Source organism: Sphingomonas ginkgonis (assembly GCF_003970925.1).
Taxonomy (GTDB): Bacteria; Pseudomonadota; Alphaproteobacteria; order Sphingomonadales; family Sphingomonadaceae; genus Sphingomicrobium; species Sphingomicrobium ginkgonis.
On the sequence record NZ_RWJF01000001.1, the window covers coordinates 675,725 to 700,967 of the forward strand.

The following is a 25,243-nucleotide window of genomic DNA, read 5'->3' on the forward strand; positions in this document are numbered from 1 at the left end:
CCAAGCGCTGCTTGGCGCGGCCAAGCTGAACCCCGCCTTGCGCATCCGCCCGGGTCAGACCCGCTGCGGCTCGGCCTTGGCGGTCGGATCCGGCTCCTCGTTCTTGACGAAGCTCGACGGGTTGATGCCGAGCCAGACGAGAACCGGGGCCGAGATGTAGATCGACGAATAGGTGCCGATGAACACGCCGAGGAAGATGGCGATGGCGAGGCCGAACACGACTTCGGGACCGATCGCCATCAGGATCCCGAGTGCGATCAACACGGTCAGCGAGGTGACGACGGTGCGCGCCAGAGTCTCGTTGAGCGAGAGGTTGAGCAGCGGCAGGATCGCCATCTTGCGGTACTTGCGGAGGTTCTCGCGGATGCGGTCGTAGATGACGACCGTGTCGTTGAGCGAATAGCCGATGATGGTGAGGATCGCGGCGACGACGTTGAGGTCGACCGGCAACCGGGTGAAGCTGAAGAAGCCGAGCGTCATGGCGACGTCGTGGCCAAGCGTCAGCAGCGCGCCGACCCCGAACTGCCATTCAAAGCGGAACCAGATATAGATGGCGATGCCGAGCATGGCGAGGGCGATCGCGATCGCGCCGTTCTGCGCCAGCTCCTCCGAGACCTTGCCCGAGACGGTGTCGACCGAGTCGATCCGCGAGCCGGGATAGTCGGCGGCGAGCATCGACTTGACCCGCTCGGCGGCAAGGTTGGCGGCGTTGGCACCGCCGCCCGGCCGCGGCAGCCGGATCTGGTAGGTGGTCGGTCCGCCGAACTCCTGAATGTTCGCCTCGCCGAGGTGCAGCCCCTCGACCCGGCCGCGCAGCTGCTCGACGTCGATCGGCCGGGCGAAGGTGGTGCGGATCATCTGGCCGCCGACGAAGTCGACGCCGAAGTTCAGCCCCTGGACGGCGGTGAAGCCGATCGCCAGCACGGTGACGATCAGCGAGATCACCAGCGCCACGTTGCGGTAGCGCATGAAGTCGAGATTGGTGTTCTCGGGAACAAGCTTGAGCAGCTTCATCGCTGGCAGCCCCTAGATATGCAGTTCGCGCGGACGCGAGCGCCGTGCCCACAGCGCGACCAGCATGCGGGTGAAGAAGACGGCGGTGAAGAAGGAGGTGACGACGCCGATCAGCAGGACCACCGCGAAGCCGCGGACCGGGCCCGAGCCGAAGTAGACCATCAGCATCGCCGCGATGACGTGGGTGAGGTTGGCGTCGAAGATCGCGCGCCGCGCCTCGTGGTAGCCGGTCTCGATCGCGTCGAGCACCCGCCGACCGCGACGCAGTTCCTCGCGGATGCGCTCGTTGATCAGCACGTTCGCATCGACCGCGGCACCGATCGTCAGGATGAAGCCGGCGATCCCGGGCAGGGTCAGCGTGGCGTTGAACATCGCCATGATGCCGAGGATCAGGAAGGCGTTCACGATCAGCGCGGCGGTCGCATAGACCCCGAAGCGGCCATAGGTCAGCAGCATGAACACGATCACCGCGAGCACCGCGACGATCGAGGCGATCGCGCCCTTGTGGATCGAGTCCTTGCCGAGGTCGGGCCCGACGCTGCGCTCCTCGACCACGTTCAGCTTCACCGGCAGCTTGCCCGAGGCGAGGCTGATCGCGAGGTCGTTGGCGCTCTGGACGGTGAAGTTGCCGCTGATCTGCGCCGAGCCGCCGAGGATCGGCTCGTTGATGTTGGGCGCCGACAGCACCTTGTCGTCGAGGATGATCGCGAAGGGCTTGCCGGTATTTTCCTGGGTGACCCGGGCGAAGCGCTTGGCGCCCGCCGTGTTGAACTTGAGCGTGACCACCGGGCGGCCGTCCTGGTCGAAGCTCTGGCGCGCATCGGTAACCTGGTCGCCGGACACGATCACCCGGCGCTTGACCGCGATGGCGCCGCCGCCGCTGGCCATCGGCAGGACCTGGCTGCCGGCCGGCGCGTGACCCGCCGCGACTTCCTGCGGGTTGGCCTGGAGGTCGACCAGCTTGAACTCGAGACGGGCGGTCTGGCCGATCAGCTTCTTCAGCGCCTCGGGGTTCTCGACGCCCGGGACCTGGACGAGAATGCGGTTGTCGCCCTCGTTGATGACGGTGACTTCCTTGGTGCCGCTCGGATCGATGCGGCGGCGCACGACGTCGCGGGCGACGGTCATCGCTTGTTTCAGCGCATTGGCCGAGCCCGTCGCGGTCGGCGTGAGAACGATGCGGGTTTGGTCGACCACCGCCACGTCCCAATCGCGCGCGCCGGTCAGCGCGACCGGGCGGGTCAGAGTCCGAATCCGCTCGACCGCGGCATCGAGCTGGGTCGGGTCGCGGACCATGAAGCTCAGGCGGCTGTTGGCGGTCGACACGTCGCCGATCTCGATCCGTGGATCGCGGCGGAGTTCGGTCGAAACCTCGTCCTCCATCGCCGCGACGCGCTGCTTGGCGGCGTCGACGGCATCGGCCTCGAGCAGGAGGTGCGAGCCGCCGGCGAGATCGAGTCCGAGGCTGATCTGCTCCTTGGGCGCCCACGACGGCCAGGTCTCGACCTGTGACTTGGGGAACAGGCTGGGCACCGCCAGCACGATCCCGACCGCGATCACGAGGAAGATCGTCCAGACCTTCCACTTGGGGAAATCGAGCATCAGTCGTTCGCCGGCTTGGTCGAGGCGGCGGTCACCACCTGGGTGAAGGTCGACTTGACCACCCGGACGCGGACGGTCGGGGCGATCTCCACCTCGGCCTCGTCGTCGCCGACCAGTTTGGTCACCCTGCCGCGGATGCCGCCGCCGAGGATCACCTCGTCACCCTTCTTGACCGCGGCGATCGCGGCGCGATGGGTCTTCACCTGCTGCGCCTGCGGCCGCCACACCAGCAGCCAGAAGATCAGGAGCATCAGCCCCATCGGGATCAGGAAGGAGAGGCCGGCGGCGGCGCCGCCCGGGGCGCCCGCGGCTGCAGCCGTGCTCAGGAGGAAATGGGATGACATCCGCTTCGATGACACTCGCTCAAAGGGGCAAGATGGTCGGGGCGACAGGATTCGAACCTGCGACCTCCACACCCCCAGTGTGATGCGCTACCAGGCTGCGCTACGCCCCGACTATCAAGGCGCGGCATCTAGTGGGGCCAGCCGGGCAAGGCAAGGGAGGGGTGGCAAATGGCGCGACGGCGCCGGCGTCGAAGCGCGGGAAAACGCCTGTTGCTGGCCATTCTGGCGTTGCCCGCGCTGTATCTCGCGGCGGCGTTGGCAGGATCGCTGATCCCGGCCAATGGCGCCTGGCGCGAGCCCGCGCAGGGCGTCACCGTCTATCTCGCATCCAACGGGATCCACACCGATCTCGTTCTCCCGGCTCGCGCCGAGGGGCTCGACTGGAGGCCGTTGCTGCCGACGCGGGACTTCGCCGATCCCGATCCCGGCGCGCGCTGGGTGGCGTTCGGGATGGGCGAGAAAAGGGTCTATCTCGACACGCCGCGCTGGCGCGACCTACGCCCACGGACGCTCTGGTCGGCGCTCGCGGGCGGCGAGCGGGTGATGCACGTCGAGTGGGTGAGCGACCCGGCGTGGCACGCCCGGACGATCCGGCTGCGCCCCGAGGAATATCGCCGGCTGTGGGCGGCGATCCGCGCCGGCTTCGCGCTGGACCCGCGGGGGCGCCCGCGGCGGATCGACCATTCGGGCTACGGGCCGGCAGATGCCTTTTACCGTGGGACCGGCCGGGCCAACGCGCTCGCCACCTGCAATGCCTGGACCGCGGACCGGCTGCGGCTGGCAGGCGTCAGGACCAGCCTGTGGCCGCCCTTCGCGCAGGGACTGACGTGGCGCTATCGCGAACCATCGACCGAGACTTTGCCCGCGGGCTCCTGATGTGACAGGCTGGCCAACCAACGGTCGCGGGAGCGTGAATGACCTCGGACGGAGCGGCGGCGCGGGACGAGGCGATGCTGGGTCACCCGCGCGGACTGTGGGTGCTCGCCGGGACCGAGCTGTGGGACCGCATCAGCTTCCACGGCATGCAGGCGATCCTCACGCTCTATCTCGCGGGGGAGCTGCTGACGCCAGGCCATGCCGAGCGGGTGGTCGCGCTCGGGCCGTTCCGCCGAGCAATCGAGGCGGTGACCGGCCCGCTCACCATTGAGGCGCTCGCGACCCAAACGTTCGGCATCTACGTCGCGCTGGTCTACGCCACCCCGATCCTCGGCGGATGGATCGGTGACCGTTTCCTCAGCCGGCGGCTGACCGTCACGCTCGGCGCGCTGCTGATGACGATCGGCCATTTCAGCCTTGCCTTCGACGCAAGCTTCCTGTTCGGCATGCTGTTCGTGGCGGTCGGCGCCGGGCTGCTGCGCGGCAACCTTATGCCGCAGCTCAAGCTGCTCTACCCCGCCGGCGACCGGCGCCAGGCCGACGCCTTCCAGCTCTACTATCTCGGGATCAACGTCGGCGCGTTCATCGCCCCGATTGCGACCGGCGCATTGGCCGCCTTCTGGGGCTGGCACGTCGGGTTCGGCTTTGCCGGGCTGGGGATGCTGGCGGGGCTGCTGCTCTACGTCTGGGGGCAGCGCTATCTCGCCCCCGAGCCGCCGCGCGCGGCGCCGGCCGAGCGCGTCCCGCTATCGCAGGAGGAGCGGCGGCGGGTTGGGTTGCTGCTCGCCGTCTGGCCGCTGCTGAGCGGGTTCTGGATCGCGCAGACCCAGGTCTGGAACACCTACAACCTGTGGGTGCGCGACCAGGTCGACATGGTCGTGCTCGGCTTCCCGGTGCCGGTGCCTTGGCTCCAATCGCTCGACGGGATCAGCCCGGTGCTGTTCCTGCCGCTCGCGCTGCTGTTCTGGCGGCGGCAGGCGGAACGCGGACGCGAGCCGTCGATGCCGGCCAAGATGGGGATCGGCTGCCTGATCTTCGCCGCTGGGGTGCTGATCCTGGCCGCGGCGTCGCAGCCGCGCGGAAGCCCGGAGCGCGTCCCCCTGGTGCTGCCGGTGCTGTTCCACCTGGTCTCGAACAGCGGCTGGCTGTTCTTCGCGCCGGTCACCAACGCCTTTTTCCTGACCCGAGCGCCGGAGCGGACCCGCGGCGCGATGCTCGGGCTGGTCATGCTGGCGGTGACGACCGGAAGCCTGGTCAGCGGCCGGCTCGGCGGGCTCTACGGGAGCTGGCCCGCGCGTTCCTTCTGGCTGCTCCACGCCGAGATCGTCGGCGGCGCGGGACTCTGCTTCCTGCTGCTGGCTGGCACGCTGACCCGCCGCCTGCCCGAGGCAGACGACGGGTCCGTGCTGCCCGAAGTGCAACCCGACGCGGTACCCCAGCCGGGCTGACCGGCCGGGTCGCGCGCGGGCAAGCCGCTACTTCTTCTTCGACCGGGTGGTCGTCTTGGTCGATGCAGCCGGGGCCGCCTTGGCCGACGCCGCCTCGAGCTCGGCCTTGGTCATGCTCATGACGAGGCCCTTGTCGTTCTTGCCGAAGCTGGTGGTCGGGATCTCGGCGCGGGCCTTGCCCGTGGCGACCACCACGCCGCTGGCGCTGACCTTCTCGACCTTGCCGACGACGCCGCCCTGGGCGTCGAACACCGGAACGCCGGCCTTGATGTCGGCGGCGGTCGCGGCGGTCACCGTCGCACCGGTCTTGTCGGTCGCGGGTTCGGTGGTCGTGGTCGTGGTCGACGTGGCCGACGTCCCGCTGGCGTCAGGAGCCGTGGTCGTCGTCGAGGTGGTGCGCTGGGTCGCGCTCGGCGAGGCGGGCGTGGCCGGGGTCGCCGGAGTGGCGGGCGTGCCCGCCCCGTTCGGGGTGGCCGAGGTGGCGGGGGTCGCCGGCTGCGTGGTCGTCGTCGCGGTCGTGTCGGTCGTCCGCTGCGTGCCCATCATCGTGCCGGTGGAATCCGGAACCGGCGTCGTCGCGGTCGTGCTGTTCGTCGTTGTCGTCCGGGTCTGGGCCGGCGTCGTCGGCTTCACCACCGGGGCGGTGGTGGTCGCCGTCTGGGCATGGACCAGCGCCGGCGAGCAGGCCGTCAGCAGCGCGGCGCTCAGCAATTTGGCTCGGATACTCATCAAAACCTCCGTTTTTCTGCCGTTTCCAACGGCCCTGCGCGCACGGAGGTTCAGCCTTTACGGCGAAGCGAGTGATTCGGGAGGATGACCGCAAGCTTACAGGACGTAGCGCGACAGGTCGGCGTTGCGGGCGATTGAGGAGAGCTGGCGATCGACGAACCCGGCGTTGACGGTGAGCGTCTCGCCCCGCCGATCCTCGGCTTCGAAGCTGATATCCTCGAGCAGCTTCTCCATCACGGTCTGGAGCCGGCGCGCGCCGATGTTCTCGACCGCCTCGTTGACCTCGGCGGCGATGCGCGCGAGCGCGGCGATCCCGTCGTCGGTGAAGCCAACGGACACCTCCTCGGTGGCGAGCAGCGCCTTGTACTGGTCGGTGAGGCTGGCGCGGGTCGCGGAGAGGATCCGGACGAAGTCTTCCTGGCTGAGCGCGCTCAGCTCGACCCGGATCGGCAATCGTCCCTGGAGCTCGGGAAGAAGGTCGGCGGGCTTGGCGACGTGGAAGGCGCCCGAGGCGATGAACAGGATATGGTCGGTCTTGAGCGGCCCGTACTTGGTCGACACCGTGGTGCCCTCGATCAGGGGCAGAAGGTCGCGCTGGACGCCCTCGCGGCTGACCGACCCGCCGCGCACGTCGCTCACCGCGATCTTATCGATCTCGTCGAGAAAGACGATCCCGTTGGCCTCGGCGTCGGCCAGCGCGACGCGGGCGACATCGTCCTGATCGAGCCGCTTGTCGGCCTCTTCCTCGACCAGCCGCGTGAATGCGTCGGGAACCTTCAATTTGCGCCGCTTCTTGGGCGCGCCGCCCATCGCCTTGGACATCATCTCTGAGAGGTTGATCATGCCGATGCCGTTGCCCGGCATCTCAAACGGCATGGCGGGCGCCTCGCTGACCTCGATCTCGACCTCGGCGTTGTCCAGCGCCTTGTCGCGGAAGCGCTGGCGAAAGCTCTCGCGGGTCGCCTCCGACGAGCCCTTGCCAGTGAGCGCGTCGAGCAGCCGGTCCATCGCCGCGCCCTCCGCGGCATCCTTGACCTTCAGGCGGCGCCGCTCGCGCTCGAGCCGGACCGCCTCCTCGACCAGGTCGCGGGCGATCTGCTCGACGTCGCGGCCGACGTAGCCGACCTCGGTGAACTTGGTCGCCTCGACCTTGACGAAGGGTGCGTCGGCGAGCTTCGCCAGCCGCCGGCTGATCTCGGTCTTGCCGCAGCCTGTCGGGCCGATCATCAAAATGTTCTTGGGCGTGACCTCGTCGCGCAAATCGGCGCCGAGCCGCTGCCGCCGCCAGCGGTTGCGCAGCGCCACCGCGACCGCGCGCTTGGCCTCGGTCTGGCCGACGATATGCTCGTCCAATGCAGCAACGATCGCCTTAGGAGTGAGATTGTCGTTCATGTTGTTCCTTGTGCGACGGCCTAGACCGTCTCGACTGTCAGCCGGTCGTTGGTGAAGACGCAGACTTCGGCGGCGATTGCCATGGCGCGGCGGGCGAGCTTCTCGGCGTCGGGCTCATAGTCGGCGAGTGCGCGGGCCGCGGCCAGCGCATAGTTGCCGCCCGAGCCGATCGCCGCGATCCCCGCCTCGGGCTCGAGCACGTCGCCGTTGCCGGTGAGGATCAGCATCGTCTCCTCGTCGGCGACGATCATCATCGCCTCAAGGTTGCGCAGATATTTGTCGGTGCGCCAGTCCTTGGCGAGCTCAACCGCGGCGCGCATCAGCTGGCCGCGATACTGTTCGAGCTTCTTCTCCAGCCGCTCGAACAGGGTGAAGGCGTCGGCGGTCGCGCCGGCGAACCCGGCGATCACCTTGCCTTCGGCGCCGAGCCGGCGGACCTTCTTCGCGTTGGGCTTCATCACCGTGTTGCCCATCGATACCTGACCGTCGCCGGCGATGACGGTCCTGCCGTCGCGCCGAACGCCCAGGATCGTCGTCCCGTGCCATTGTTCCATGCTTCGTACCCGCTCCTTGAGCGGCGATGTGGGAAGCGCGCCGAGGCGCTGCAAGCGTCAGCTGTGATCGAGCAGGAAGCGGGTCACGTCGGCCAGCGCGGGCGAGCGGCCGCGGAAGGTGCGGGAGAAGCTCAGCATCAGGTCGATGTGCCCGACGCCGCGATAGCTGCGGAATTCGGCCGGCGCGCCGAGCTCCGCCAGCCGCTGCGCGAGGTGTCGGCTATTGCGCGGGTAGACCAGCTTGTCGTTGCTGCCGGTGGCCAGCAGCAGCGGCGGCGCGCTGCGCCGGGCGAAGCTGATCGGCTGGGTCTCCTCAGGCCGCTTCCAATGGCCGAAGGCATTGCGGCCGCGATACTCGGTGAAAGGCGCGAAGTCGTATGGCCCGGCGAGCAGCGCGCCGGCGCGGACGATCCTGGGATCGACCCCGATCCGCCGCAGCCAGCGCCGGTCGAGGCTGAGCATGGCGCCGATGTAGGCGCCGGCGCTGTGCCCGCAGACGCTGATCCGCTCCGGATCGCCGCCGAACAGGTGGGCATGGTCGCGAACCCAGCGGATCGCCTCGGCGCCGTCCTCGATCATGGCCGGGAAGCGGCCCTCGGGAACGAGCCGGTAGTCGGGGACGACCACCACGAAGCCCTCACCCGACAGCGCCGCGCCGGCGAAGGCATAGTGCGACCGCTCACCCCGGTGCCAGCCGCCGCCATAGAAGAAGACGACCACCGGCAGCGGCTGACCGCGGTGGCGGCGGGCGGACGGAGTCCAGACGTCGAGGCGCTGACGCGGGTGGAGACCGTAGGCGACGCCCTGCGCGGCGAGGTTGGCGCCGCTGCGGGTCGGCAAATAGCGGTCGATGGTGTTGAGGAGGTCGACCGGCTGCCAGCCCAGGCGGCGGGCGAAGGTCGCGCCCCAAGTCTTGAGGTTGCGCGCCTTGCGGCGGCGCGGGCGCAGCGTTGCCGGGGGCGTGATGTCGGGCGGCAATTCGCTGCGGGTCGCCACGGTTGGTCGGAGTCCTTCTCTCCCCGTAACAACCCGTGGCGGGCGATGCGAGTTCCGGCCGCTACGGCCGGTCGTGCAGGGCGAGGAAGCGAGCCGAGTCGGCCAGCGCGGGATTGGACCGCCGGAACAGCGGCGACAGCGCCTTGGCGAGGTCGATGTGGCTCTGCCCGGGGTAGATCCTCAGTTCGACCGTCGCCCCGGCGCGGCGCAGGGCGTCGGCCAGCGCGATGCTGTTGCGCGGCTCGACCACCTCGTCGGCGCTGCCGTGAAGCAGCAGCAGTGGCGGCGCGTCGCGGCGGACGAAGTGGACCGGCTGCGTCTCGAGCGGGCGCGGCCAGGCGCCGAGCGCATCCCGCCCGCGCTGCTCGGTGAAGGGATAGAAGTCGTACGGCCCCGACAGGAGCGCCGCCGCCTTGATCGTGCGCGGCGGCAGCCCGGCGTCGGCCAGAAAATGCGGGTCGAGCGCGAGCATGGCGGCATTGTAGGCGCCGGCGCTGTGGCCGCTGAGCGCGATACGGTTCGGGTCGCCGCCGAAGCGGGCGATATTGTCGTGGACCCAGCGCACCGCCGCCGCCCCGTCCTGGAGGAAGGTCGGAAAGCGGACCTCGGGTACGAGGCGATAGTCCGGAACCACGGCGATGAACCCGCGCGCGGCGAGAGCCCGGCCGGCGAACCCATAGTCGCCCCGGTTCCCCGCCACCCAGCCGCCGCCGTAGAAGAAGACGACCACCGGGAGCGGCCCCGCCGGACGCCGGTCGGGCACCCAGACGTCGAGCTTCAGCCGGGGGTCGGGGCCGAACGGCTTCCCGGCGGCGGCCCGGTGGGCGCGGTCGGCCCCGGCGAGGCTGCTGGCGCCGTTGAGCAGGCCGGCGGGGCTGCAGGCGGCGAGGGCAAGGGTGGCAAAAGCCCCGGCGACAAGGGCGCGGCGGGTAAGTCGGGCGGTCATTAGAGGGCGAACGTTTGGGTGGTGGGGATGGGTCCTGTGCCCCTCTCCCCGCCGGGAAGAGGGGGGCGCCGCGTCAGCACTGGAAGGGTGAGGGGCGACCACGCCGCGGTTGCGCGGCGCCGAAGCGCGGCCCCCCTCATCCGGCCCTTCGGGTCACTCTCTGCTAGCCGGGAAGAAGGACATTGTTACCGCTCCACCCCCTTGATCTTCCCCCAGGTCCGTGCCGCGGTGTAGCCGAGGTAGCCGGTGCCGAAGAGGGTGTAGAGTTCCTCCGGGATGCCGCGGAGATAGGTGGTCATGCCGGCGGCGATGCCCTGCGCCATCTGCGGCTGGACCGCGGCGATGAGGCCCATCGGGATCGACCAAAGGATGAGCGCATACATCATGTAGAGGAAGCTGGGGCGGGCCCGGCTGGTCCAGGGATCGGCCGAGTTGGCCTCGGCGACAATCGCCTGGAGCTGGGCGCTTACCGCGGCGAGGTCCTGCTCGCCCTGCAGCTTCAGCAGCGCGAGCTTGGCCTCGTCGCGCTGGCGGGGGTCGGGGATGATCTTGTCGAGAAGGTTGGCGATGGGGCCGATGACGGCGTCGAGAATGGCCATGGATTTGCTCCCTGTGTGGGTGGGTCGATCGCGCGAATGGTCCGAAAGGTCACAGCGTCGGGCGAAGAGTGCCGGGCTTGGTCAGCTGACGTTGCCGAGCCGGTTGGCGAGCCACCCGTAGAGGAAGGTCTCGTTGGCCGGGCGGCGTTCGGCGAGGCGGAGGTAGCGCTCGCCCTGCAGCGCCTCGAGCGCGCGGAGCAGCACCGTCTCGCCGCCGCCGAGCCCGCGGCGCGCGAAATAGCCGTCGAGCGCGGCGAGCGTGCGCGGGCCGACCCGGCCGTCGGGGGCGAGGTCGGGATAGTCCTTGGCGTTGCGGTTGAGCGCGGTCAGCGCGCGCTGCAGGAAGGTGACGGCGACCGCCGGCCCCATGTTCACGCCGGTGTCGAACAGTTCCTCGGCGATGCGCGTGCTGCGCTCGGCGATCGCATCGAGCCTTGGTCGGAACCAGTAGAGGCGCTTGTAGATCGCCACCGCCTCGTCGCGCGGAAGCGCGTCCATCGGCCCCGAATAGCCGTGTGCGCGGGCCACCGCCTCGGTGATCCCGTAGCGGGTCGGTCCGCCGCGGTCCGCCGAGTTGCTGACGTAGCCGCCTTCCCGTTCGATCAGCGCCTCGACGAGGGAGGATGCGAGATTTTCGTTCATGTCCCATTCCCTGCTGGTAAACCGAGTCGGATACATGTAACCAAATCGGTTTCAAGTAGGACAGTGGATTGTGCCCGATCCATGCCTTGCGAGGGCGCCTCCAGCCGCTAGTGTCGAGCCATGCTGCGCTTCCTGATGCCGGCGGCCCTGCTCGCCGCTGCCGTTCCCGCCCATGCCGCCCTGACCGCGCCGGAGCGGCGCATGGTCCAGACCGTCGATGCCGAGCGCGAGCGGCACATCGCGCTGCTCCAGAAGCTGGTCGACCAGAACAGCGGGAGCCACAATCTCGCCGGGGTCGAGGCGGTCGGGCGGATGGTTCGCGCCGAGCTCGAGCCGCTCGGTTTTCAGGTCCGCTGGATTCCGCTGCGCGAGACCGGCCGCGCGGGCCACCTCGTCGCCACTCATCCGGGGCGGCGCGGCGGCAAGCGGCTGCTGCTGATCGGGCATCTCGACACGGTGTTCGAGCCGGACTCGCCGTTCCAGAAGTTCGTTCGCGAAGGCGACCGGGCGCGCGGGCCGGGGATCGAGGACGACAAGGGCGGCGACGTGGTGATGATCGCTGCGCTCCGGGCGATGCAGGCGGCGGGAACGCTGAAGGCCGCCAACATCGAGATCGTGCTCACCGGCGACGAGGAGGACACGGGCAAGCCGGTGGCGCTCGCCCGCCGCGACCTGATCGCCGCCGGCAAGCGCGCCGACGTGGCGCTCGATTTCGAGGGGCTGGCGCAGGAGAATGGCCAGGACATGGGCTCGGTCGCGCGGCGTAGCGCGGGTGGCTGGACGCTGACCGTCTCGGCCCGGCCGGCGCATTCGAGCGGCGTGTTCGCGCCCGGCGTCGGGTCCGGCGCCATTTACGAGTTGGCGCGGATCGTCGACACCTTCCGCCGCGAACTGCGCGAGGACAAGCTGACCTACAATGTCGGGCTGGTCGGCGGCGGCCAGACCGCGGCGCTCGACGAGGGTCAGATCCGGCTCGCCGCGAGCGGCAAGACCAACATCACCGGGGCCACGGCGGTCGCGCGCGGCGACCTGCGCGCGATCAGCCAGGACCAGATCGACCGCACGCGGGCGAAGATGCAGGCGATCGTCGCGCAAAACCTGCCGGGAACGCGGGCGGTGCTGAGCTTCGACGACGATACCTACCCGCCGATGCCGCCGACCGCCGGCAACCTCGCGCTGCTCGACCGGCTCAACCGCGTCAACGGCGACATGGGGCTGCCAGCAATGGGCGCGCTCGATCCGCTAAAGCGCGGGGCGGGGGACATCAGCTGGGTGGCAAAGGACGTCGACGGGCTGGTCGGGCTGGGCGCGGCGAGCACCGGCGCGCACACCGACCAGGAGACGATCGACCTGCCCTCGATCAGCCGGCAGGCGAAGCGTGCCGCCATCCTGATGAGCCGGCTCGCCGCCGAACGCCGCTGACGCGAGCGCTTGCCGTAGCGTCAACTGTTGCATCGGAAGCACCGGACGCGGCGGAAATGCACCGCCCGCGTGCGCGGCGCTTGTCTGACGCCCGGACGAACGGCAGTTTGCCGCCATTGAACAAGGACCTCGGCTCCAGAAGGTCCGGGAGGGGATGCACCAGATGAAGAAGCTCGTCACCGCCGCCTGCGCCCTGCTCGGCGCGACCGCGCTCGCCACCCCGGCCGAGGCGCAGCGCGTCACCCGCATCGTCGCGTTCGGCGACAGCTTCGCCGACACTGGGAACGCGTTCCGGCTCGGGCTTCCGCCGCAGGCCGTCTACCCGGCCAACCGGTTCACCAACGGCTACAACTACATCGACACCCTCTCGACTCTGACCGGCGCGCCGCAGGCCAATTTCGCGATCGGCGGGGCGCTGACCAGCAACGCCAACACCATCCCCGGGCTGCCCGGCTTCACCTATGAATATACCCGCTTCCTGGCGGGCGGCGGAACGCCCTTCCCGAGCGTGAGCCCGACCTTCGGCGCCAACGACCTTCTGGCCCTGTCGATCGGCGGCAACGACGCGCGCATCTACCAGTCGGGCGGCGGCACGATCGCCGGCGCGCCGACCGCGGCAGGGACCGCGGTGGCGAGCGTCAAGACCGGGCTCGACGCGCTGGTCAACGCGGGTGCGCGCAACATCAGCTATGTCGCGGTCAACACCGCGCTCGCGCCGGAGATCGCCGGCAACGCGAACGGTATCGCCGTCCGCAACGCCTATGCGACCAGCTTCAACACCGGGCTGCAGGGCCTCTTCGCGGGCTATGCCTCGCGCGGGGTCATCGTGAACTATCTCGACCTTGCCACCCTGGGCCAGGAGATCACCGCCAATCCCGCCGCCTACGGCCTGACCAGCGCCGGCGCCTGCCCGGTCGCCTCGGGCGCGGCGTGCGTCGGGCCGCTCGGCAACCAGTATCTCTTCTACGTCGACCAGCTGCACCTCAGCCAGCAGGGCTTCGCGATCGTCGCCCAGTATATCGACGCGCAGCTGCGCGCGCCGCTGACGCTGCAGGCGCCGCGCGAGGTCGGGCTGGCGACCGGGCGGCAGTTCGGGCGGACGCTGCTGGCGCAGCTCGACGCCGCCGCCCCGCGCGACGGGGAGACGGCCGACGGCGTCCGCTTCTTCGTCACCGGCGACGGCTTCACTACCAAGCGCCGGGCAACCGACCGCAACGACCAGTTCAACGTCAACGGCGCCGGGGCGACCGCGGGCGTCGAGTTCGGGATGGGCAACTCGGTGGTCGGGATCGCCGGCAACTATTCGCGGCCCAAGACCGACTTCGGCAACGACAGCGCGACCATTCACAGCCGCAGCTGGCAGGTCGGCGCCTATGCCGGCACGGCGATCGGCCCGATCTTCGGCGAGGGCTATGCGGGCTATGGCTGGGACAAGCACCGGGTCGATCGCAACGGGCCGGTCTACGACCTCGCCGCCCGGCCGAGCGGCAAGCATTACGAGGCGGGCGGCAAGCTCGGCTACCTTGGCGGTTTCATGGGGCTGCGGGCCGGCCCGGTGCTCGCGCTCGACTATGCCCACGCCCGAGTCGACGGCTACACCGAGACGGGCGATCCCGCGCTCAACCTCGCCGTGTCGCGGACCCGCGGCAGCAATCTGACCGGCGGCGCCGGGCTCGAGGTGCGCGGCGTGATCGGCGACGCGGCGGCGGCCTTCCACCCCTTCGCCCAGGTGATGGCCGAGAAGCGGCTGTCGGGCAGCGCGGGCGGCGTGACCTACGCGCAGACCGCCTCGCCGACGATCGTCAACAGCTATGGCTTCGCCAACGCCAGCAAGAAGGTCTATGCGCGCGGTACGCTCGGGGCGGACGTCAACCTGTTCGCCAACACCGCGCTCCATGCCGTCGTCAGCAACACCTTCGGGCGCAAGGACGGCAGCGACCTGTCGGGGCAGGTCGGCTTCAAGCTGGGCTTCTGACGAGGAGCGGTACCGCGCCGGCTTGACTTGACCTTCAACAGGTCCAGTCTTCCGCCGGCGCGGGCCCTTCGAAGGCGCGCGCGCTCGAAGGGGGTTCGACCATGACTGACATGATTGCCGATCACGAAGTGCGTCTGGCCTCGCGCACGCCGCTGCACCTGTGGATCGTGGGCGTGCTCTCGCTGTTGTGGAACAGCATCGGCTGCGTCGACTATACGATGAGCCGGCTGCACAACGCCGCCTACCTCGCCAACATGCCGGCCGAGCAGCTGGCCTATTTCGACAGCTTCCCGGCCTGGGCGATCGCGCTGTGGGCCTTCGGCGTGTGGGGCGCTCTGGCGGGATCGGTCCTGCTCCTCCTGCGCAAGCGCTGGGCAGTGACGGCCTTCGCCATCTCGCTGGCGGGCCTGGTGCTGATGACCGTGTACCAGCTCGGCCTGTCGAACGCCCCCGCGATGATGCACACGGCGAGCAACTACGGCTTTACCGCGCTGCTCTGGCTGATCGCCATCGCCCTGCTGTTGTATGCGCGGCGGCAGGCGGCCAACGGCGTGCTGCGGTAGACGAGAACCCCTCCCCCGACGGGGAAGGGAGGTCGCGCCGCGGTGAGAGGGTGAAGCCGGAACTCTCTCCTGCCGCCCTCACCCAACCCTCTCCCAAGGGGAGGGGGCCTCGGTTCAAGCCCGCTTCCGCTTGTTCATGCGCATCTGCTGCTGCTTGCCGAAGCGGGTCTTGCGGGTGCCGGGCTTGCCCTCGGTCGAGTGGCCGAGCGGGCTTTGGGCGACTCGGTCGGGCTCGGGAATGCCGAGCTCGTCCTCCTCCAGCCGGCGGATCTGGTCGCGCAGCCGGCCCGCCTCCTCGAACTCGAGGTCGGCGGCGGCCTTGCGCATTCGCTGCTCGAGATCGTTGATGTAGGCGCGCAGATTGTGCCCGACGAGATTGTTGCGATCCTCGTCGCCGGTCTCGACCACCACCCCGTCGCGGGTCGACACGTGCGCGATGATGTCGCTGATCTGGCGCTTGATGGTCGCCGGGGTGATCCCGTGCTCGCGGTTGTACTCCTCCTGCTTCTCGCGGCGGCGGCTGGTTTCCGCCAGCGCGCGCTCCATCGAGCCGGTGACCGTGTCGGCGTAGAGGATGACGCGCCCGTCGACGTTGCGCGCGGCGCGGCCGATGGTCTGGATCAGCGAGGTTTCGGAGCGGAGGAAGCCTTCCTTGTCGGCGTCGAGGATCGCGACCAGCCCGCACTCGGGAATGTCGAGCCCTTCGCGCAGCAGGTTGATCCCGACCAGCACGTCGTAGACTCCGAGCCGGAGGTCGCGGATCAGCTCGATGCGCTCCAGGGTCTCGACATCGGAGTGCATGTAGCGGACCTTCAGCCCGGCCTCGTGGAGGAACTCGGTGAGGTCCTCGGCCATGCGCTTGGTGAGCGTGGTGACCAGCGTCCGATAGCCGTTGCGCGCCGTTTCCTTCGCCTCGTGGATGAGGTCGTCGACCTGATCCTCGACCGGCTTGATGGTGACCGGCGGGTCGATCAGCCCGGTCGGGCGGATGACCTGTTCGGAGAAGACACCGCCGGTCTCGGTCATCTCCCACGGGCCGGGAGTCGCCGAGACGAACACCGACTGCGGGCGCATCGCGTCCCACTCGTTGAAGCGCAGCGGCCGGTTGTCGATGCAGCTCGGCAGGCGGAAGCCATATTCGGCGAGCGTGATCTTCCGCCGGTGGTCGCCGCGCGCCATCGCGCCGATCTGCGGCACCGTCTGATGGCTCTCGTCGACGAACAATAGCGCGTTGTCGGGAAGATATTCGAACAAGGTCGGCGGCGGCTCGCCCGGAAGCCGGCCGGTGAGGAAGCGGGAGTAGTTCTCGATCCCGGCGCAGCTGCCGGTGGCCTGGATCATCTCGAGGTCGAAATTGGTCCGCTGCTCGAGCCGCTGCGCTTCGAGCAGCTTGCCCTCGGCGACCAGTTCCTTGAGCCGCTCGGCGAGCTCGTGCTTGATCGCCTCCATCGCCTGTTTGAGCGTCGGCCCGGGCGTTACATAGTGCGAGTTGGCGTAGACCTTGATGCTGTCGAGCGAGGCGATCTTCTTGCCGGTCAAGGGATCGAACTCGACGATGTCCTCGATCTCGTCGCCGAAAAAGCTGATCCGCCAGGCGGTGTCCTCATAGTGCGAGGGAAAGATCTCGAGGCTGTCGCCGCGGACGCGGAAGTTGCCGCGGACGAAGGCGGCGTCGTTGCGCTTGTACTGGAGCGCGACGAGCTTGCGGATGATCTCACGCTGGTCCTCCTGCCCGCCCTTCTTCATGCTGAAGACCATCGCCGAATAGGTCTCGACCGAGCCGATGCCGTAGAGGCAGGAGACCGAGGCGACGATGATCACGTCGTCGCGTTCGAGCAGCGAGCGGGTGGCCGAGTGGCGCATCCGGTCGATCGCCTCGTTCACGCTCGACTCCTTCTCGATGTAGGTGTCGGTACGCGGGACGTAGGCTTCGGGCTGGTAATAGTCATAGTAGCTGACGAAATATTCGACCGCGTTGTCGGGGAAGAAGCTCTTGAACTCGCCGTAGAGCTGGGCGGCGAGGATCTTGTTGGGGGCAAGGACGAGCGCGGGGCGCTGCGTCGCCTGGATCACCTGCGCCATGGTGTAGGTCTTGCCCGAGCCGGTGACGCCGAGCAGCACCTGGCTTGTCTCGCCGTTCTCGGCGATTCCCTCGACCAGTTCCCTGATCGCGGTCGGCTGGTCGCCGGCCGGGCTGTAGTCCGACGTCAGGTTGAAGCTGCGGCCGCCCTCGGCCTTGTCGGGGCGGGCGGGGCGATGCGGGACGAAGCTCTCGCCGGTCTCGGGCTCGGCGAGCGAGGTGCGGATCTGGATGGCCATTGCGGACGAATATGGGGGCGCGCAAGCGGTGCGGCAATTGCCCGCCGCGCGGGTTCAGCCCTTGGCGTAGTTCTCGAGGAAGCCGCAGCGCTGGCAGCGCAGGCTGACGACCGGCAGGTTGCGCACGCCCCTGATCTTCGTCCCCGTCCAGATGCTGGATACCGGGGTTCCCGCGTACCAGCGGCTCGGGGTCCGGGTGCCGTAGCCGACGTCGAGGATGAAGCCTTCCTCCATCCGGCCCTGGCACTTGGGACATTCGCTCATGATCCGCCGCTCCGTGGTTGCCCGGCGCATCATGCGGGGCGGGCGGCGCGGTGACAATGGCGCCCGGGTGGCGGGCAGCGCCGGCGCTCCTATATCCGGCAGGTGAGCGTCGATCCGGAGTCCTGCTGGCTGTGCGCCCGCCCGCTCGGCCGGCGGGTCGAGCAGCACCATCCGGTGCCCAAGAGCCGCGGCGGCCGGTTGACGGTGCCCGTCCATCCGATCTGCCACCGAACGCTCCACGCCCGCTTCACCAACGTCGAGCTGGCGAAGACCGACGGCGAGCGGGACGCGCTGGCCGCCGACCCGGAGCTTGCGCGCTTCCTCGCCTGGATCGGGGGCAAGCCGCCCGATTTCCACGCGCCGACGCGGCGGCGGCGCTGAGCCTTGTGCGCGGGCGCGGCTCGGATATGCTGCGCCGGTCCTGGCGGCGAGGAATGTTCATGGCGATGATGCGACACGAACAGCCTCTCCGCCGCCGAACGGCCCGGCGCTGAACCCGCGTCGCCTGCTAGCCGCCGCGACGGCGCTGCTGTTGCTCGGCGCCGCGTCGCCGCCGTCCTACGACCTCATGGTGCGCGGCGGGACGATCGTCGACGGCAGCGGCGGCGCGCCCTTCACCGGCGATGTCGCGGTGCGCGGCGGGCGGATCGTCGCCGTCGCGCCGCATCTCGCCGGGCGCGCGGCGCGGACCATCGACGCGCTCGGACTGGCGGTCGCGCCAGGCTTCATCAACATGCTGAGCTGGGCCGACGAGCCGCTGATCGCGGATGGCGCGGCCGAGAGCGACATCCGCCAGGGCGTGACGCTCGAGGTGTTCGGCGAGGGCTGGTCCAACGCCCCGATCAACCAGCGCGGCGCGGACTACCTCCGGAAGAACCAGGGCGACATCCGCTATCCCGTCACTTGGCGCAGCCTCGACCAATATTTCGCGGCGATGGAGAAGCGCGGGATCGCGCCCAACATCGCCAGCTTCGTCGGCGCGACGACAGTCCGGATCGACGTGCTCGGGCAGGACGACGTGCAGCCCGCGCCGGCGCAGCTCGCGGCGATGCAGCGGCTGGTTCGCGAGGGGATGAACCAGGGCGCGATGGGCCTCGGCAGCTCGCTCATCTACGCGCCCGCCAGCTATGCCGGGACGCCCGAGCTGGTGGCGCTGGCGACCGCCTCCGCGCGCTGCGGCGGCATGTACATCAGCCACCTGCGCAACGAGAGCGACCGCCTGCTGGAAGCGGTCGACGAGCTCGTCACCATCGCCCGGGAGAGCGGCGGCCCGGCGGAGATCTACCATCTCAAGCAGGCCGGGCGCGGCAACTGGAACAAGCTCGACGCGGTCATCGCGCGGGTCGAGGCGGCGCGGGCGGCGGGGGTGCGGATCACCGCCGACATGTACAACTATACCGCCGGCGCGACCGGGCTCGACGCGGCGATGCCGACCTGGGTGCAGGCGGGCGGCTACGACAAGTGGCGGGCGCGGCTGCTCGACCCGGCGATCCGGGCGCGGGTGCTGAAGGAGATGCGCGGCAAGCCCGATGGATGGGAAAGCCTGCTCTACCAGGCGGGCAGCCCGGACAAGGTGCTGCTGCTCGGGTTCAAGAACCCCAAGCTCAAGCCGCTCACCGGCAAGACGCTGGCCGAGGTGGCGAGGATCCGCGGCAAGAGCGCGGAAGAAACCGCGATCGACCTCGTCGTCGAGGACGGGAGCCGGGTCGGCACCGCCTATTTCCTGATGGACGAGAAGAATGTCGCTCGGCAAACCGCGCTGCCTTGGGTCAGCTTCGGGAGCGACGCCGGGGCGCTCGCGCCGCGCGGCGTGTTCCTCCTGTCGAGCACCCATCCGCGCGCCTACGGCAATGTCGCCCGGCTGCTTGGCCGTTACGTCCGCGACGAGAAGACGACCACGCTGGCGGACGCGGTCCGGCGGCTCTCGGCCTTTCCCGCGGCCAATCTCGGGATTCGCGACCGCGGGATGGTCCGCGCCGGGATGCGCGCCGATCTCGCCATCTTCGATCCGGCGACGATCGCCGACCATGCGACCTATGAAAAGCCGCAGCAGTTTGCCACGGGCATGCGCTATGTCGCGGTCAACGGCCGGCTGGTGCTCGACGACGGGCGGATGACCGCCGCCCGGCCGGGTCGCGCGGTGCGCGGGCCGGGATGGAAGAAGTGCAAGGTCTGACAAGGGGAAGAGGATGACGCGTTTTCTGTTCTGTGCCGCCGCGCTGGCGCTGCTGTCCGCGTGCGGCGACGACACGCCCGCCAACAACACCGCCGCGGCGACCGCCAAGGGTCTGGAGAAGGGCGAGTATGAGATCGTTACCACGGTGAAGAGCCTCGCCTCTACCGACAAGACGACTCCGGCGACCGACTGGAAGGCGGGCTCGACCGCCACCGCGCGGGTCTGCTTCGCCGGCGGCGACAAGCCTACCGCCGACTTCTTCACCGCCAAGGGCGACAGCTGCGAGGACATCTCCAGCTTTGTCACGTCGGGCGGGATGCTGAGCATGCAGGTGCGCTGCACGCGGCCGAAGAACCCGGGCTTCGTGATGATCAGCGCTGACGGCCAGCTCAAGCCCGGCGGCTTCGAGACGACCGGCACGGTCAACACCAGCTTCAGCGGGTCCGGCGACTACACCGCTCAGATCGCGCAGAAGGCGACGCGGGTCGGTGACTGCTCGGCGGCGGCGACCACGCCCAAGAAGGCCTGACCCTGACTCGCTCGTCATGGAGCCGAATGTGCCAGCGAGCCGTTCGGCGGCCATGAAGGCGATCGTCATCGTCAACAAGGGCGGCGGAAGTGCGGACGGCGATGCGCCGCAACGGCTCGAGGCGGCGCTGGCGGACGCCGGCGTCGAGGCCGAGATCGTGCTGGTCGAGGGCGCGCGCTGCGCCGAGCGGGCGGCCGAGGCGTTGAAGCAGGGCCGGACGCCGATCTGCGCGGCGGGCGGGGACGGCACGATCAGCGCCGTCGCCGGCGCGCTGGCCGGGGCCGACGAGCCGCTCGGCGTGCTTCCGCTCGGCACGCTCAATCATTTCGCCAAGGACATCGGCATGCCCGCCGACCTCGCCGAAGCGGCGAAGGTGATCGCCGCGGGCAAGACCCGCTTGGTCGACGTGGCCGAGCTCAACGGCCGGATCTTCATCAACAACAGCGCGATCGGGCTCTACCCGCTGATGGTGCTCGACCGCGACAACCAGCGCGAGAAGCTCGGGCGCTCCAAGCGGCTGGCGATGCTGGTCGCGGGCGTGCGCACCCTCGTCCGCTTCCGCCACCACCGGCTGAGCCTGACGATCAACGAGGAACAGCGCGCGACGCTCGACACGCCGCTGCTGTTCGTCGGCAACAACGACTATGAGCTGAGCCTGCCGCAGGCAGGGCAGCGCCAGACGCTCGACGACGGCAAGCTGTGCGTGATGATCCTGCGATCCAAGAGCCGCGCCGGGCTGATGGCGGCCACGCTCCGGGCGCTGGCTGGGCGGGTGCGGAGCGACGACATGATCCGCCTCGACGACGTCACCCGGCTGCGGGTCGCCAGCCGCCGCAGCCACCTGACGGTGGCGATCGACGGCGAAACCGAGATGATGCGCGGCCCGCTCGACTACCGCATCCGCCCGGCGTCCCTTAAGGTGATCTGCCCATGAAGCGCAAGAAATATGAGGCGCGGCTGAAGCCGATGCAGGCCGAGTTGGTGGCGTTGGCGCGCTGGGCGCAGGCGACCGGGCAGCGCATCCTGATCCTTTTCGAGGGGCGTGACACGGCCGGCAAGGGCGGCGCGATCGCCGCTATCGCGGCCCGGCTCAACCCGCGCCAGTGCCGGGTCGTGGCGCTGTCCAAGCCGAGCGAGGCGGAAACCGGCCAATGGTATTTCCAGCGCTACGTGCCGCACCTGCCCTGCAAGGGTCAGATCGTGTTGTTCGACCGCAGCTGGTACAACCGCGCCGGGGTCGAGAAGGTGATGGGCTTCGCCACCGCGACCGAGGTCGAGGCCTTCCTCGAGGCGGTGCCGACCTTCGAGAAGATGCTGGTCGACGACGGCATCCTCCTGTTCAAATACTGGCTCGGCTGCGACCAGGAGCAGCAGGAGGAACGGTTCGCCGAGCGGGCCAAGGATCCGCTCAAGCGGTGGAAGCTGTCGCCGATCGACCAGGCCGCACGCGACCATTACGCCGACTATGGCGCGGCGCGCGACGCGATGCTGAAGGCGACTCACCACAGGAAGACGCCGTGGACGCTGGTCGACTTCAACGACCAGCGGCGCGGACGGCTGACGCTCATCCGCGACCTGCTCGACCGGCTGCCCGACTGCACGGTCCCGGAGGAGGCGACCGACTGGCCGCCGCTCGGCCATGCACCGCTCGACGAGGATTACCGCGTGCTGGAGCCGATCCCGAGCTTCGGGCACGAGCACAAGGATTGAGGCGGGCGGCGCGACCCGGCGCCGGCGGCGAGGATCAGCGGATCGGCTCGCAGGCGAGGCCGTCGCCGTCCATGTCCGAGCGGTAGCCGGGCTCGCCGGCCCGGAGCGGCGCCTTGCCTTGCGAGCGCAGCTCGTCGCAGCCGCCGTAGCTCGCGCTGGCCTCGATCGCGGCGCGCTGCTGCGGCGACTGGAACAGCGAGGACGGCAGCTGGCACCACAGGACCGTGCCGAGCATGCCGGTCATGGCGGCCTTGGGGAAGAGATCGCGCGTGGGCATCGAGCGCAAGCTTGCCGGACGATGGTTGACGACCGGTGAACGCGGCCCGCGGGCGCTGACGCGGCGATGACCGGAAAGGGTCCGTTCCGGCGCTAACCCTCTGTCAACCCGGACCGGCTAGGCTCGCGCCATGGCCACTCCGCTCGGCACCGGGAAGAAGACCGTCGACCTCGCCACCAATGGGCCGCGGCGCCGGGTGCAGATCCGGCGCGACCCGCCGCCGGTCCCGGCCAAGCCGCCGAGCGCGCAGGACATCCGCGAACGCGAGACCCGCGAGCTGGTGGTCGGGGTCGTCGTCTTCGCGGTCGCGCTGGTCGCCCTCTTCATCCTCGTCGAGCGCGCGCTCGGCTGGACGCAAAGCCCGCCAGCGACGATCGTCCTGGTGCTCTGACCGACTTGCGTTCGCCGCGGCGCTGCTCAGGCGGCGCCGGGCATCGTCCCCGGGCGGACGTAGGCGAACATGTGCGGGACATAGTCGATCTTGCCGATCGGAACGCCCGCTTGGCGCAGCAGCGCATAGGCCATGGCGACGTGGAAGCCGACCTGCGGGATCGCCCAGTCGCGCACGAAGCTGTCGCCGGTCATGTCGAACACCATTCCCATCGGCAGCGGGTGGGCGAGCGGCGCGTCGGCGCCAGCGTCGAACTCCGCCGGCCCGACCGCGCGGAGGAGCGCGAGGGTCTCCGCCACCAGCGCCCTGGCCTCGGCCCAGGTGCCGGGCCGCTCGCCGCCGTCGCGGCCGGCCTGGCGGATCGCGTCCACCGCCGCGGGCACCGGCTCCCCGCGGAGGCGGTGGAGGCTCTCCTGCGACTGGAAGGCGGCGAGCCGGACCTGGCTGGCGAGCGGCCACATGTCGGGCGCGAGGCGCAGCGCGAGCAGCGCGTCGGGGCTCTCCCCGCGCGCGGCGGCGAACGCCTCCCCCTTGTCGAGCCAGCCGGCAAGCGCGGCGAGCGGGTTGACGAGGCTGGGGACGAGGAGGGCGGTGAGGTGCATGGGCTTCCCGGCAGGCGGTGGAGGACCAGGCCCTCCTAGCCGGCGCGGGCGGCGGTTAGAAGCCGGCGCTCAGCCCCCGGCCGGGCCGCCGGTCAGCGTCGCCGCGGCGGCCGCCGAACGTCGTCCGGCTCGTCGCCAAGAGTCCGAAAGGTCACACGGCTGGCGATGGTCTCGGGATCGGCGAGCGCGGCGGCGGTCGCGGCGGCGATGGCGCGGACGCTGGCGGCATCGAGCCAGGCCGAGCCGGTCGAGTCCGGACGGTCCGAGCCGTCCGAAGAGTCCGAAGAGTCCGAACGGTCATGGTGCCGGGGCGTGGCGGCGGGGACGGAGACGGCGGCGGGCGCGGAGGGCGCGCTCGCAGCGGCCGGGCGCGGCGAGGCGGTCGCCGGGGCGGGTCGCGGACCGGCGCTCGGGGCGGACGCGGCGACCGGCGCGGGAGGCGGCGGCGGCGGCGGCGGCGCGGGAGGCGCGGGGGTGGCGGTGCTCGCCGGGGCCGGGGCGGCGGGCTGGGGAACGGGCGCGGGCTGCGGCTGCGGCTGGGGCGCGGGCGGGGTTTCGGCGGCGGGCGGCGGGGGCATTCGGACGAGATCGTCGCCGACGTCGACCAGCGCGTCGAGCAGCGCGGGGAGCGCGGCGAGCGCCTCGGCCTGCGGGTCCGGCGCCTGGTCGGCGCCGCGCCGCTCCCACGGCAAGGCGAAGCGGTGCGGGTCGAGGCGGACGAGGAGCCACATCAGCAGCTTGTCGCTCGGCACGCGCTTCTCGCCGACCAGCTCGCCGTCCTTCCAGATCTGCTCGATCCGGCCGTTGATCGCGCGGTCGAGCGCGACGCTGACCAGCCGCCCGGCGGCGAGCGGCAGCGCCGCGGCCCAAGCCTGGGCGAAGGGCAGCGAGCGGACCCGCAGCCGGTAGGCCGAGCGGGCGGAGATGCCCGCGGCCTCGGCGGCGGAATGGACCGAGCCGGTCTGGGCGAGCGCGTCGATGAACATGCGCTGGCGGAGGCCGCACCAGCCGTTGACGCGGCGCCGGCTCGGCTCGGGGACGAAGTCGATCGCGCTGACCTCGCCGGGGACGAGCTCGTCGTCGGGGGCGCAGGCGAAGGGGACGGTGGCGGGGGCGGGGACGAAGCTGACCCGCGGCCCGCCCTCCTCCCGGGCCGCGTCCTGCGCCCGTTCGGCATCGTCGCTGGCGCGCATCCAGGCGCCGAACTCTTCCATCGTCATGTCCTTGCCCATGTCGGTCCTTTCGCTGCGGATAAACGGCGAGAGAGTAACCAAACGGGTTCGTGTAGGAAAGAGTTGGTGGTTCGCGCTGAGACGCGGAGGCGCGGAGTGGCGCGGTTAGAGGCTGGCGGTCAGGTTCGCGAGGCGATCGCACAGGCTGCGGCCGCTCCCCGACAGCGTCTTGAGCAGCTCACGCGCATCGGCCTGGTCGATCGCGCCGGTTTCAACCGAATGGCGCGTCGCCGCCGAGCGGAAACGATAGCGCCACAGCCAGCGACCCTTCTGATCGAACCAGATCGATCCGGTCGAATGAACGATGGCGTTGCGGAGCTTAAGCGGTGCGCGAAGGTCGAGCAGCGCGGCCAGGCATTTCTTGGCGACGGCGGACGGATGGTCCGCCAGAGCTTCCTCCAGCGCCGCCAGCCGAGCCCCGAAGGTCGCCGGATTATGCGTCTGGAGGTTCTTGGCGACCATCGCCTCCATGACCTCGAAGCTCGCCTGCTCCACCCGGGCGAACCAGTCGAGGCAATGGCCGCGCCAGCAATTGATCTCGTCCGTGGCCTGCCGGTGCTGCTCCTGCGGCATGATGCTGATGCGCTGAAGCTCGGTCATCGCCGGCGTCGTAACGGCAAGGACTTGCAAAGCGGTTAGCG

At 70.0% G+C, this 25,243-nt stretch carries 27 protein-coding genes and 1 tRNA gene; 11 read left to right on the top strand and 17 right to left on the bottom strand.

Annotated elements, in window-relative coordinates; all coding sequences use genetic code 11:
- Positions 1-54: 54 nt before the first annotated feature.
- The 4 genes from secF to HMF7854_RS03340 form a co-directional block, all read right to left on the bottom strand.
- Positions 55-1,014: a protein translocase subunit SecF gene (secF, locus tag HMF7854_RS03325; RefSeq protein WP_126717803.1), complete on the bottom strand. Its 960-nt coding sequence runs from the start codon at positions 1,012-1,014 to the stop codon at positions 55-57.
- 12 nt (positions 1,015-1,026) lie between these two features.
- Positions 1,027-2,616, bottom strand: coding sequence for a protein translocase subunit SecD (gene secD, locus HMF7854_RS03330; RefSeq protein ID WP_126717804.1), 1,590 nt, complete (start codon positions 2,614-2,616; stop codon positions 1,027-1,029).
- Complete coding sequence (gene yajC, locus HMF7854_RS03335) at positions 2,616-2,960, bottom strand: preprotein translocase subunit YajC (protein WP_126717805.1); 345 nt, start codon at positions 2,958-2,960, stop codon at positions 2,616-2,618. Before yajC ends, secD begins: the two co-directional genes overlap by 1 nt.
- A gap of 33 nt (positions 2,961-2,993) precedes the next feature.
- Positions 2,994-3,070, bottom strand: a tRNA-Pro gene (locus HMF7854_RS03340).
- Between the two features lie 100 nt (positions 3,071-3,170).
- Between HMF7854_RS03340 and HMF7854_RS03345 the strand changes: the two genes are divergently transcribed.
- Positions 3,171-3,836 (top strand): TIGR02117 family protein, encoded by a 666-nt coding sequence (locus tag HMF7854_RS03345; RefSeq protein WP_239016815.1) that lies wholly within the window; start codon positions 3,171-3,173, stop codon positions 3,834-3,836.
- A gap of 38 nt (positions 3,837-3,874) precedes the next feature.
- Positions 3,875-5,284 (top strand): peptide MFS transporter, encoded by a 1,410-nt coding sequence (locus tag HMF7854_RS03350; protein WP_126717807.1) that lies wholly within the window; start codon positions 3,875-3,877, stop codon positions 5,282-5,284.
- Positions 5,285-5,311: 27 nt separating this feature from the next.
- On the opposite strand, the gene HMF7854_RS03355 is transcribed toward HMF7854_RS03350, so the two are convergent.
- The 7 genes from HMF7854_RS03355 to HMF7854_RS03385 form a co-directional block, all read right to left on the bottom strand.
- Positions 5,312-6,013 (bottom strand): hypothetical protein, encoded by a 702-nt coding sequence (locus HMF7854_RS03355; protein ID WP_126717808.1) that lies wholly within the window; start codon positions 6,011-6,013, stop codon positions 5,312-5,314.
- Between the two features lie 96 nt (positions 6,014-6,109).
- The gene (hslU, locus tag HMF7854_RS03360; protein WP_126717809.1) at positions 6,110-7,405 is read right to left on the bottom strand and encodes an ATP-dependent protease ATPase subunit HslU; all 1,296 of its coding nucleotides are present in this window, start codon (positions 7,403-7,405) and stop codon (positions 6,110-6,112) included.
- Between the two features lie 20 nt (positions 7,406-7,425).
- Positions 7,426-7,959, bottom strand: a complete 534-nt coding sequence (gene hslV, locus HMF7854_RS03365) for an ATP-dependent protease subunit HslV (RefSeq protein ID WP_126717810.1) — start codon at positions 7,957-7,959, stop codon at positions 7,426-7,428.
- 57 nt (positions 7,960-8,016) lie between these two features.
- Positions 8,017-8,955: an alpha/beta hydrolase gene (locus tag HMF7854_RS03370; protein ID WP_126717811.1), complete on the bottom strand. Its 939-nt coding sequence runs from the start codon at positions 8,953-8,955 to the stop codon at positions 8,017-8,019.
- Between the two features lie 61 nt (positions 8,956-9,016).
- The gene (locus tag HMF7854_RS03375; protein ID WP_126717812.1) at positions 9,017-9,901 is read right to left on the bottom strand and encodes an alpha/beta hydrolase; all 885 of its coding nucleotides are present in this window, start codon (positions 9,899-9,901) and stop codon (positions 9,017-9,019) included.
- Between the two features lie 185 nt (positions 9,902-10,086).
- Entirely contained in the window at positions 10,087-10,500 is a 414-nt protein-coding gene (locus HMF7854_RS03380) for a holin family protein (RefSeq protein WP_126717813.1), read from the bottom strand.
- An 81-nt stretch (positions 10,501-10,581) separates the two neighbouring features.
- Entirely contained in the window at positions 10,582-11,142 is a 561-nt protein-coding gene (locus HMF7854_RS03385; RefSeq protein ID WP_126717814.1) for a glycoside hydrolase family 108 protein, read from the bottom strand.
- A 120-nt stretch (positions 11,143-11,262) separates the two neighbouring features.
- On the opposite strand from HMF7854_RS03385, the gene HMF7854_RS03390 reads away from it, so the two are divergent.
- From HMF7854_RS03390 to HMF7854_RS03400, 3 genes are all read left to right on the top strand, one after another.
- Positions 11,263-12,564, top strand: coding sequence for a M20/M25/M40 family metallo-hydrolase (locus HMF7854_RS03390; protein WP_126717815.1), 1,302 nt, complete (start codon positions 11,263-11,265; stop codon positions 12,562-12,564).
- A 163-nt stretch (positions 12,565-12,727) separates the two neighbouring features.
- Positions 12,728-14,539, top strand: coding sequence for an autotransporter domain-containing protein (locus HMF7854_RS03395; protein ID WP_185829139.1), 1,812 nt, complete (start codon positions 12,728-12,730; stop codon positions 14,537-14,539).
- Positions 14,540-14,640: 101 nt separating this feature from the next.
- Positions 14,641-15,102: a hypothetical protein gene (locus HMF7854_RS03400; RefSeq protein WP_239016816.1), complete on the top strand. Its 462-nt coding sequence runs from the start codon at positions 14,641-14,643 to the stop codon at positions 15,100-15,102.
- Positions 15,103-15,216: 114 nt separating this feature from the next.
- Here HMF7854_RS03400 and uvrB read toward each other — a convergent pair whose 3' ends face one another.
- On the bottom strand, positions 15,217-17,421 hold the full coding sequence (gene uvrB / locus HMF7854_RS03405; protein WP_126717817.1) for an excinuclease ABC subunit UvrB: 2,205 nt from the start codon (positions 17,419-17,421) through the stop codon (positions 15,217-15,219).
- 54 nt (positions 17,422-17,475) lie between these two features.
- The gene (locus HMF7854_RS03410) at positions 17,476-17,685 is read right to left on the bottom strand and encodes a PF20097 family protein (protein WP_126717818.1); all 210 of its coding nucleotides are present in this window, start codon (positions 17,683-17,685) and stop codon (positions 17,476-17,478) included.
- Positions 17,686-17,787: 102 nt separating this feature from the next.
- On the opposite strand from HMF7854_RS03410, the gene HMF7854_RS03415 reads away from it, so the two are divergent.
- The 5 genes from HMF7854_RS03415 (at position 17,788) to ppk2 (ending at position 22,100) form a co-directional block, all read left to right on the top strand.
- The gene (locus HMF7854_RS03415) at positions 17,788-18,066 is read left to right on the top strand and encodes an HNH endonuclease (protein ID WP_126717819.1); all 279 of its coding nucleotides are present in this window, start codon (positions 17,788-17,790) and stop codon (positions 18,064-18,066) included.
- A 151-nt stretch (positions 18,067-18,217) separates the two neighbouring features.
- On the top strand, positions 18,218-19,861 hold the full coding sequence (locus HMF7854_RS03420; protein WP_239016817.1) for an N-acyl-D-amino-acid deacylase family protein: 1,644 nt from the start codon (positions 18,218-18,220) through the stop codon (positions 19,859-19,861).
- A gap of 13 nt (positions 19,862-19,874) precedes the next feature.
- A complete protein-coding gene (locus tag HMF7854_RS03425) occupies positions 19,875-20,390 on the top strand; it encodes a DUF3617 domain-containing protein (protein ID WP_126717820.1) in 516 nt (171 codons plus the stop codon).
- Positions 20,391-20,418: 28 nt separating this feature from the next.
- Entirely contained in the window at positions 20,419-21,324 is a 906-nt protein-coding gene (locus HMF7854_RS03430) for a diacylglycerol/lipid kinase family protein (RefSeq protein WP_221766405.1), read from the top strand.
- Entirely contained in the window at positions 21,321-22,100 is a 780-nt protein-coding gene (ppk2, locus tag HMF7854_RS03435) for a polyphosphate kinase 2 (RefSeq protein WP_126717821.1), read from the top strand. The genes HMF7854_RS03430 and ppk2 overlap by 4 nt, the downstream gene beginning before the upstream one ends.
- 34 nt (positions 22,101-22,134) lie before the next feature.
- Here ppk2 and HMF7854_RS03440 read toward each other — a convergent pair whose 3' ends face one another.
- Positions 22,135-22,377, bottom strand: a complete 243-nt coding sequence (locus HMF7854_RS03440; RefSeq protein ID WP_126717822.1) for an excalibur calcium-binding domain-containing protein — start codon at positions 22,375-22,377, stop codon at positions 22,135-22,137.
- Between the two features lie 130 nt (positions 22,378-22,507).
- Between HMF7854_RS03440 and HMF7854_RS03445 the strand changes: the two genes are divergently transcribed.
- Entirely contained in the window at positions 22,508-22,768 is a 261-nt protein-coding gene (locus tag HMF7854_RS03445) for a hypothetical protein (RefSeq protein ID WP_126717823.1), read from the top strand.
- A gap of 26 nt (positions 22,769-22,794) precedes the next feature.
- On the opposite strand, the gene HMF7854_RS03450 is transcribed toward HMF7854_RS03445, so the two are convergent.
- The 3 genes from HMF7854_RS03450 to HMF7854_RS03460 form a co-directional block, all read right to left on the bottom strand.
- On the bottom strand, positions 22,795-23,370 hold the full coding sequence (locus HMF7854_RS03450; protein ID WP_126717824.1) for a DUF1993 domain-containing protein: 576 nt from the start codon (positions 23,368-23,370) through the stop codon (positions 22,795-22,797).
- Positions 23,371-23,462: 92 nt separating this feature from the next.
- On the bottom strand, positions 23,463-24,602 hold the full coding sequence (locus tag HMF7854_RS03455; RefSeq protein WP_126717825.1) for a hypothetical protein: 1,140 nt from the start codon (positions 24,600-24,602) through the stop codon (positions 23,463-23,465).
- A 105-nt stretch (positions 24,603-24,707) separates the two neighbouring features.
- The gene (locus HMF7854_RS03460) at positions 24,708-25,202 is read right to left on the bottom strand and encodes a hypothetical protein (RefSeq protein ID WP_126717826.1); all 495 of its coding nucleotides are present in this window, start codon (positions 25,200-25,202) and stop codon (positions 24,708-24,710) included.
- Between the last annotated feature and the right edge of the window lie 41 nt (positions 25,203-25,243).

Coding starts and splice junctions, on each gene's coding strand:
- yajC (WP_126717805.1), bottom strand. CDS start 2,960: ATGTCATCCCATTTCCTCCTGAGCACGGCTGCAGCCGCGGGCGCCCCG.
- HMF7854_RS03440 (WP_126717822.1), bottom strand. CDS start 22,377: ATGCCCACGCGCGATCTCTTCCCCAAGGCCGCCATGACCGGCATGCTC.
- HMF7854_RS03355 (WP_126717808.1), bottom strand. CDS start 6,013: ATGAGTATCCGAGCCAAATTGCTGAGCGCCGCGCTGCTGACGGCCTGC.
- HMF7854_RS03390 (WP_126717815.1), top strand. CDS start 11,263: ATGCTGCGCTTCCTGATGCCGGCGGCCCTGCTCGCCGCTGCCGTTCCC.
- HMF7854_RS03460 (WP_126717826.1), bottom strand. CDS start 25,202: ATGACCGAGCTTCAGCGCATCAGCATCATGCCGCAGGAGCAGCACCGG.
- uvrB (WP_126717817.1), bottom strand. CDS start 17,421: ATGGCCATCCAGATCCGCACCTCGCTCGCCGAGCCCGAGACCGGCGAG.
- HMF7854_RS03450 (WP_126717824.1), bottom strand. CDS start 23,370: ATGCACCTCACCGCCCTCCTCGTCCCCAGCCTCGTCAACCCGCTCGCC.
- secD (WP_126717804.1), bottom strand. CDS start 2,616: ATGCTCGATTTCCCCAAGTGGAAGGTCTGGACGATCTTCCTCGTGATC.
- HMF7854_RS03425 (WP_126717820.1), top strand. CDS start 19,875: ATGACGCGTTTTCTGTTCTGTGCCGCCGCGCTGGCGCTGCTGTCCGCG.
- HMF7854_RS03350 (WP_126717807.1), top strand. CDS start 3,875: ATGACCTCGGACGGAGCGGCGGCGCGGGACGAGGCGATGCTGGGTCAC.
- HMF7854_RS03380 (WP_126717813.1), bottom strand. CDS start 10,500: ATGGCCATTCTCGACGCCGTCATCGGCCCCATCGCCAACCTTCTCGAC.
- HMF7854_RS03455 (WP_126717825.1), bottom strand. CDS start 24,602: ATGGGCAAGGACATGACGATGGAAGAGTTCGGCGCCTGGATGCGCGCC.
- HMF7854_RS03375 (WP_126717812.1), bottom strand. CDS start 9,901: ATGACCGCCCGACTTACCCGCCGCGCCCTTGTCGCCGGGGCTTTTGCC.
- hslV (WP_126717810.1), bottom strand. CDS start 7,959: ATGGAACAATGGCACGGGACGACGATCCTGGGCGTTCGGCGCGACGGC.
- HMF7854_RS03445 (WP_126717823.1), top strand. CDS start 22,508: ATGGCCACTCCGCTCGGCACCGGGAAGAAGACCGTCGACCTCGCCACC.
- secF (WP_126717803.1), bottom strand. CDS start 1,014: ATGAAGCTGCTCAAGCTTGTTCCCGAGAACACCAATCTCGACTTCATG.
- hslU (WP_126717809.1), bottom strand. CDS start 7,405: ATGAACGACAATCTCACTCCTAAGGCGATCGTTGCTGCATTGGACGAG.
- HMF7854_RS03410 (WP_126717818.1), bottom strand. CDS start 17,685: ATGAGCGAATGTCCCAAGTGCCAGGGCCGGATGGAGGAAGGCTTCATC.
- HMF7854_RS03400 (WP_239016816.1), top strand. CDS start 14,641: ATGACTGACATGATTGCCGATCACGAAGTGCGTCTGGCCTCGCGCACG.
- HMF7854_RS03385 (WP_126717814.1), bottom strand. CDS start 11,142: ATGAACGAAAATCTCGCATCCTCCCTCGTCGAGGCGCTGATCGAACGG.
- ppk2 (WP_126717821.1), top strand. CDS start 21,321: ATGAAGCGCAAGAAATATGAGGCGCGGCTGAAGCCGATGCAGGCCGAG.
- HMF7854_RS03395 (WP_185829139.1), top strand. CDS start 12,728: ATGAAGAAGCTCGTCACCGCCGCCTGCGCCCTGCTCGGCGCGACCGCG.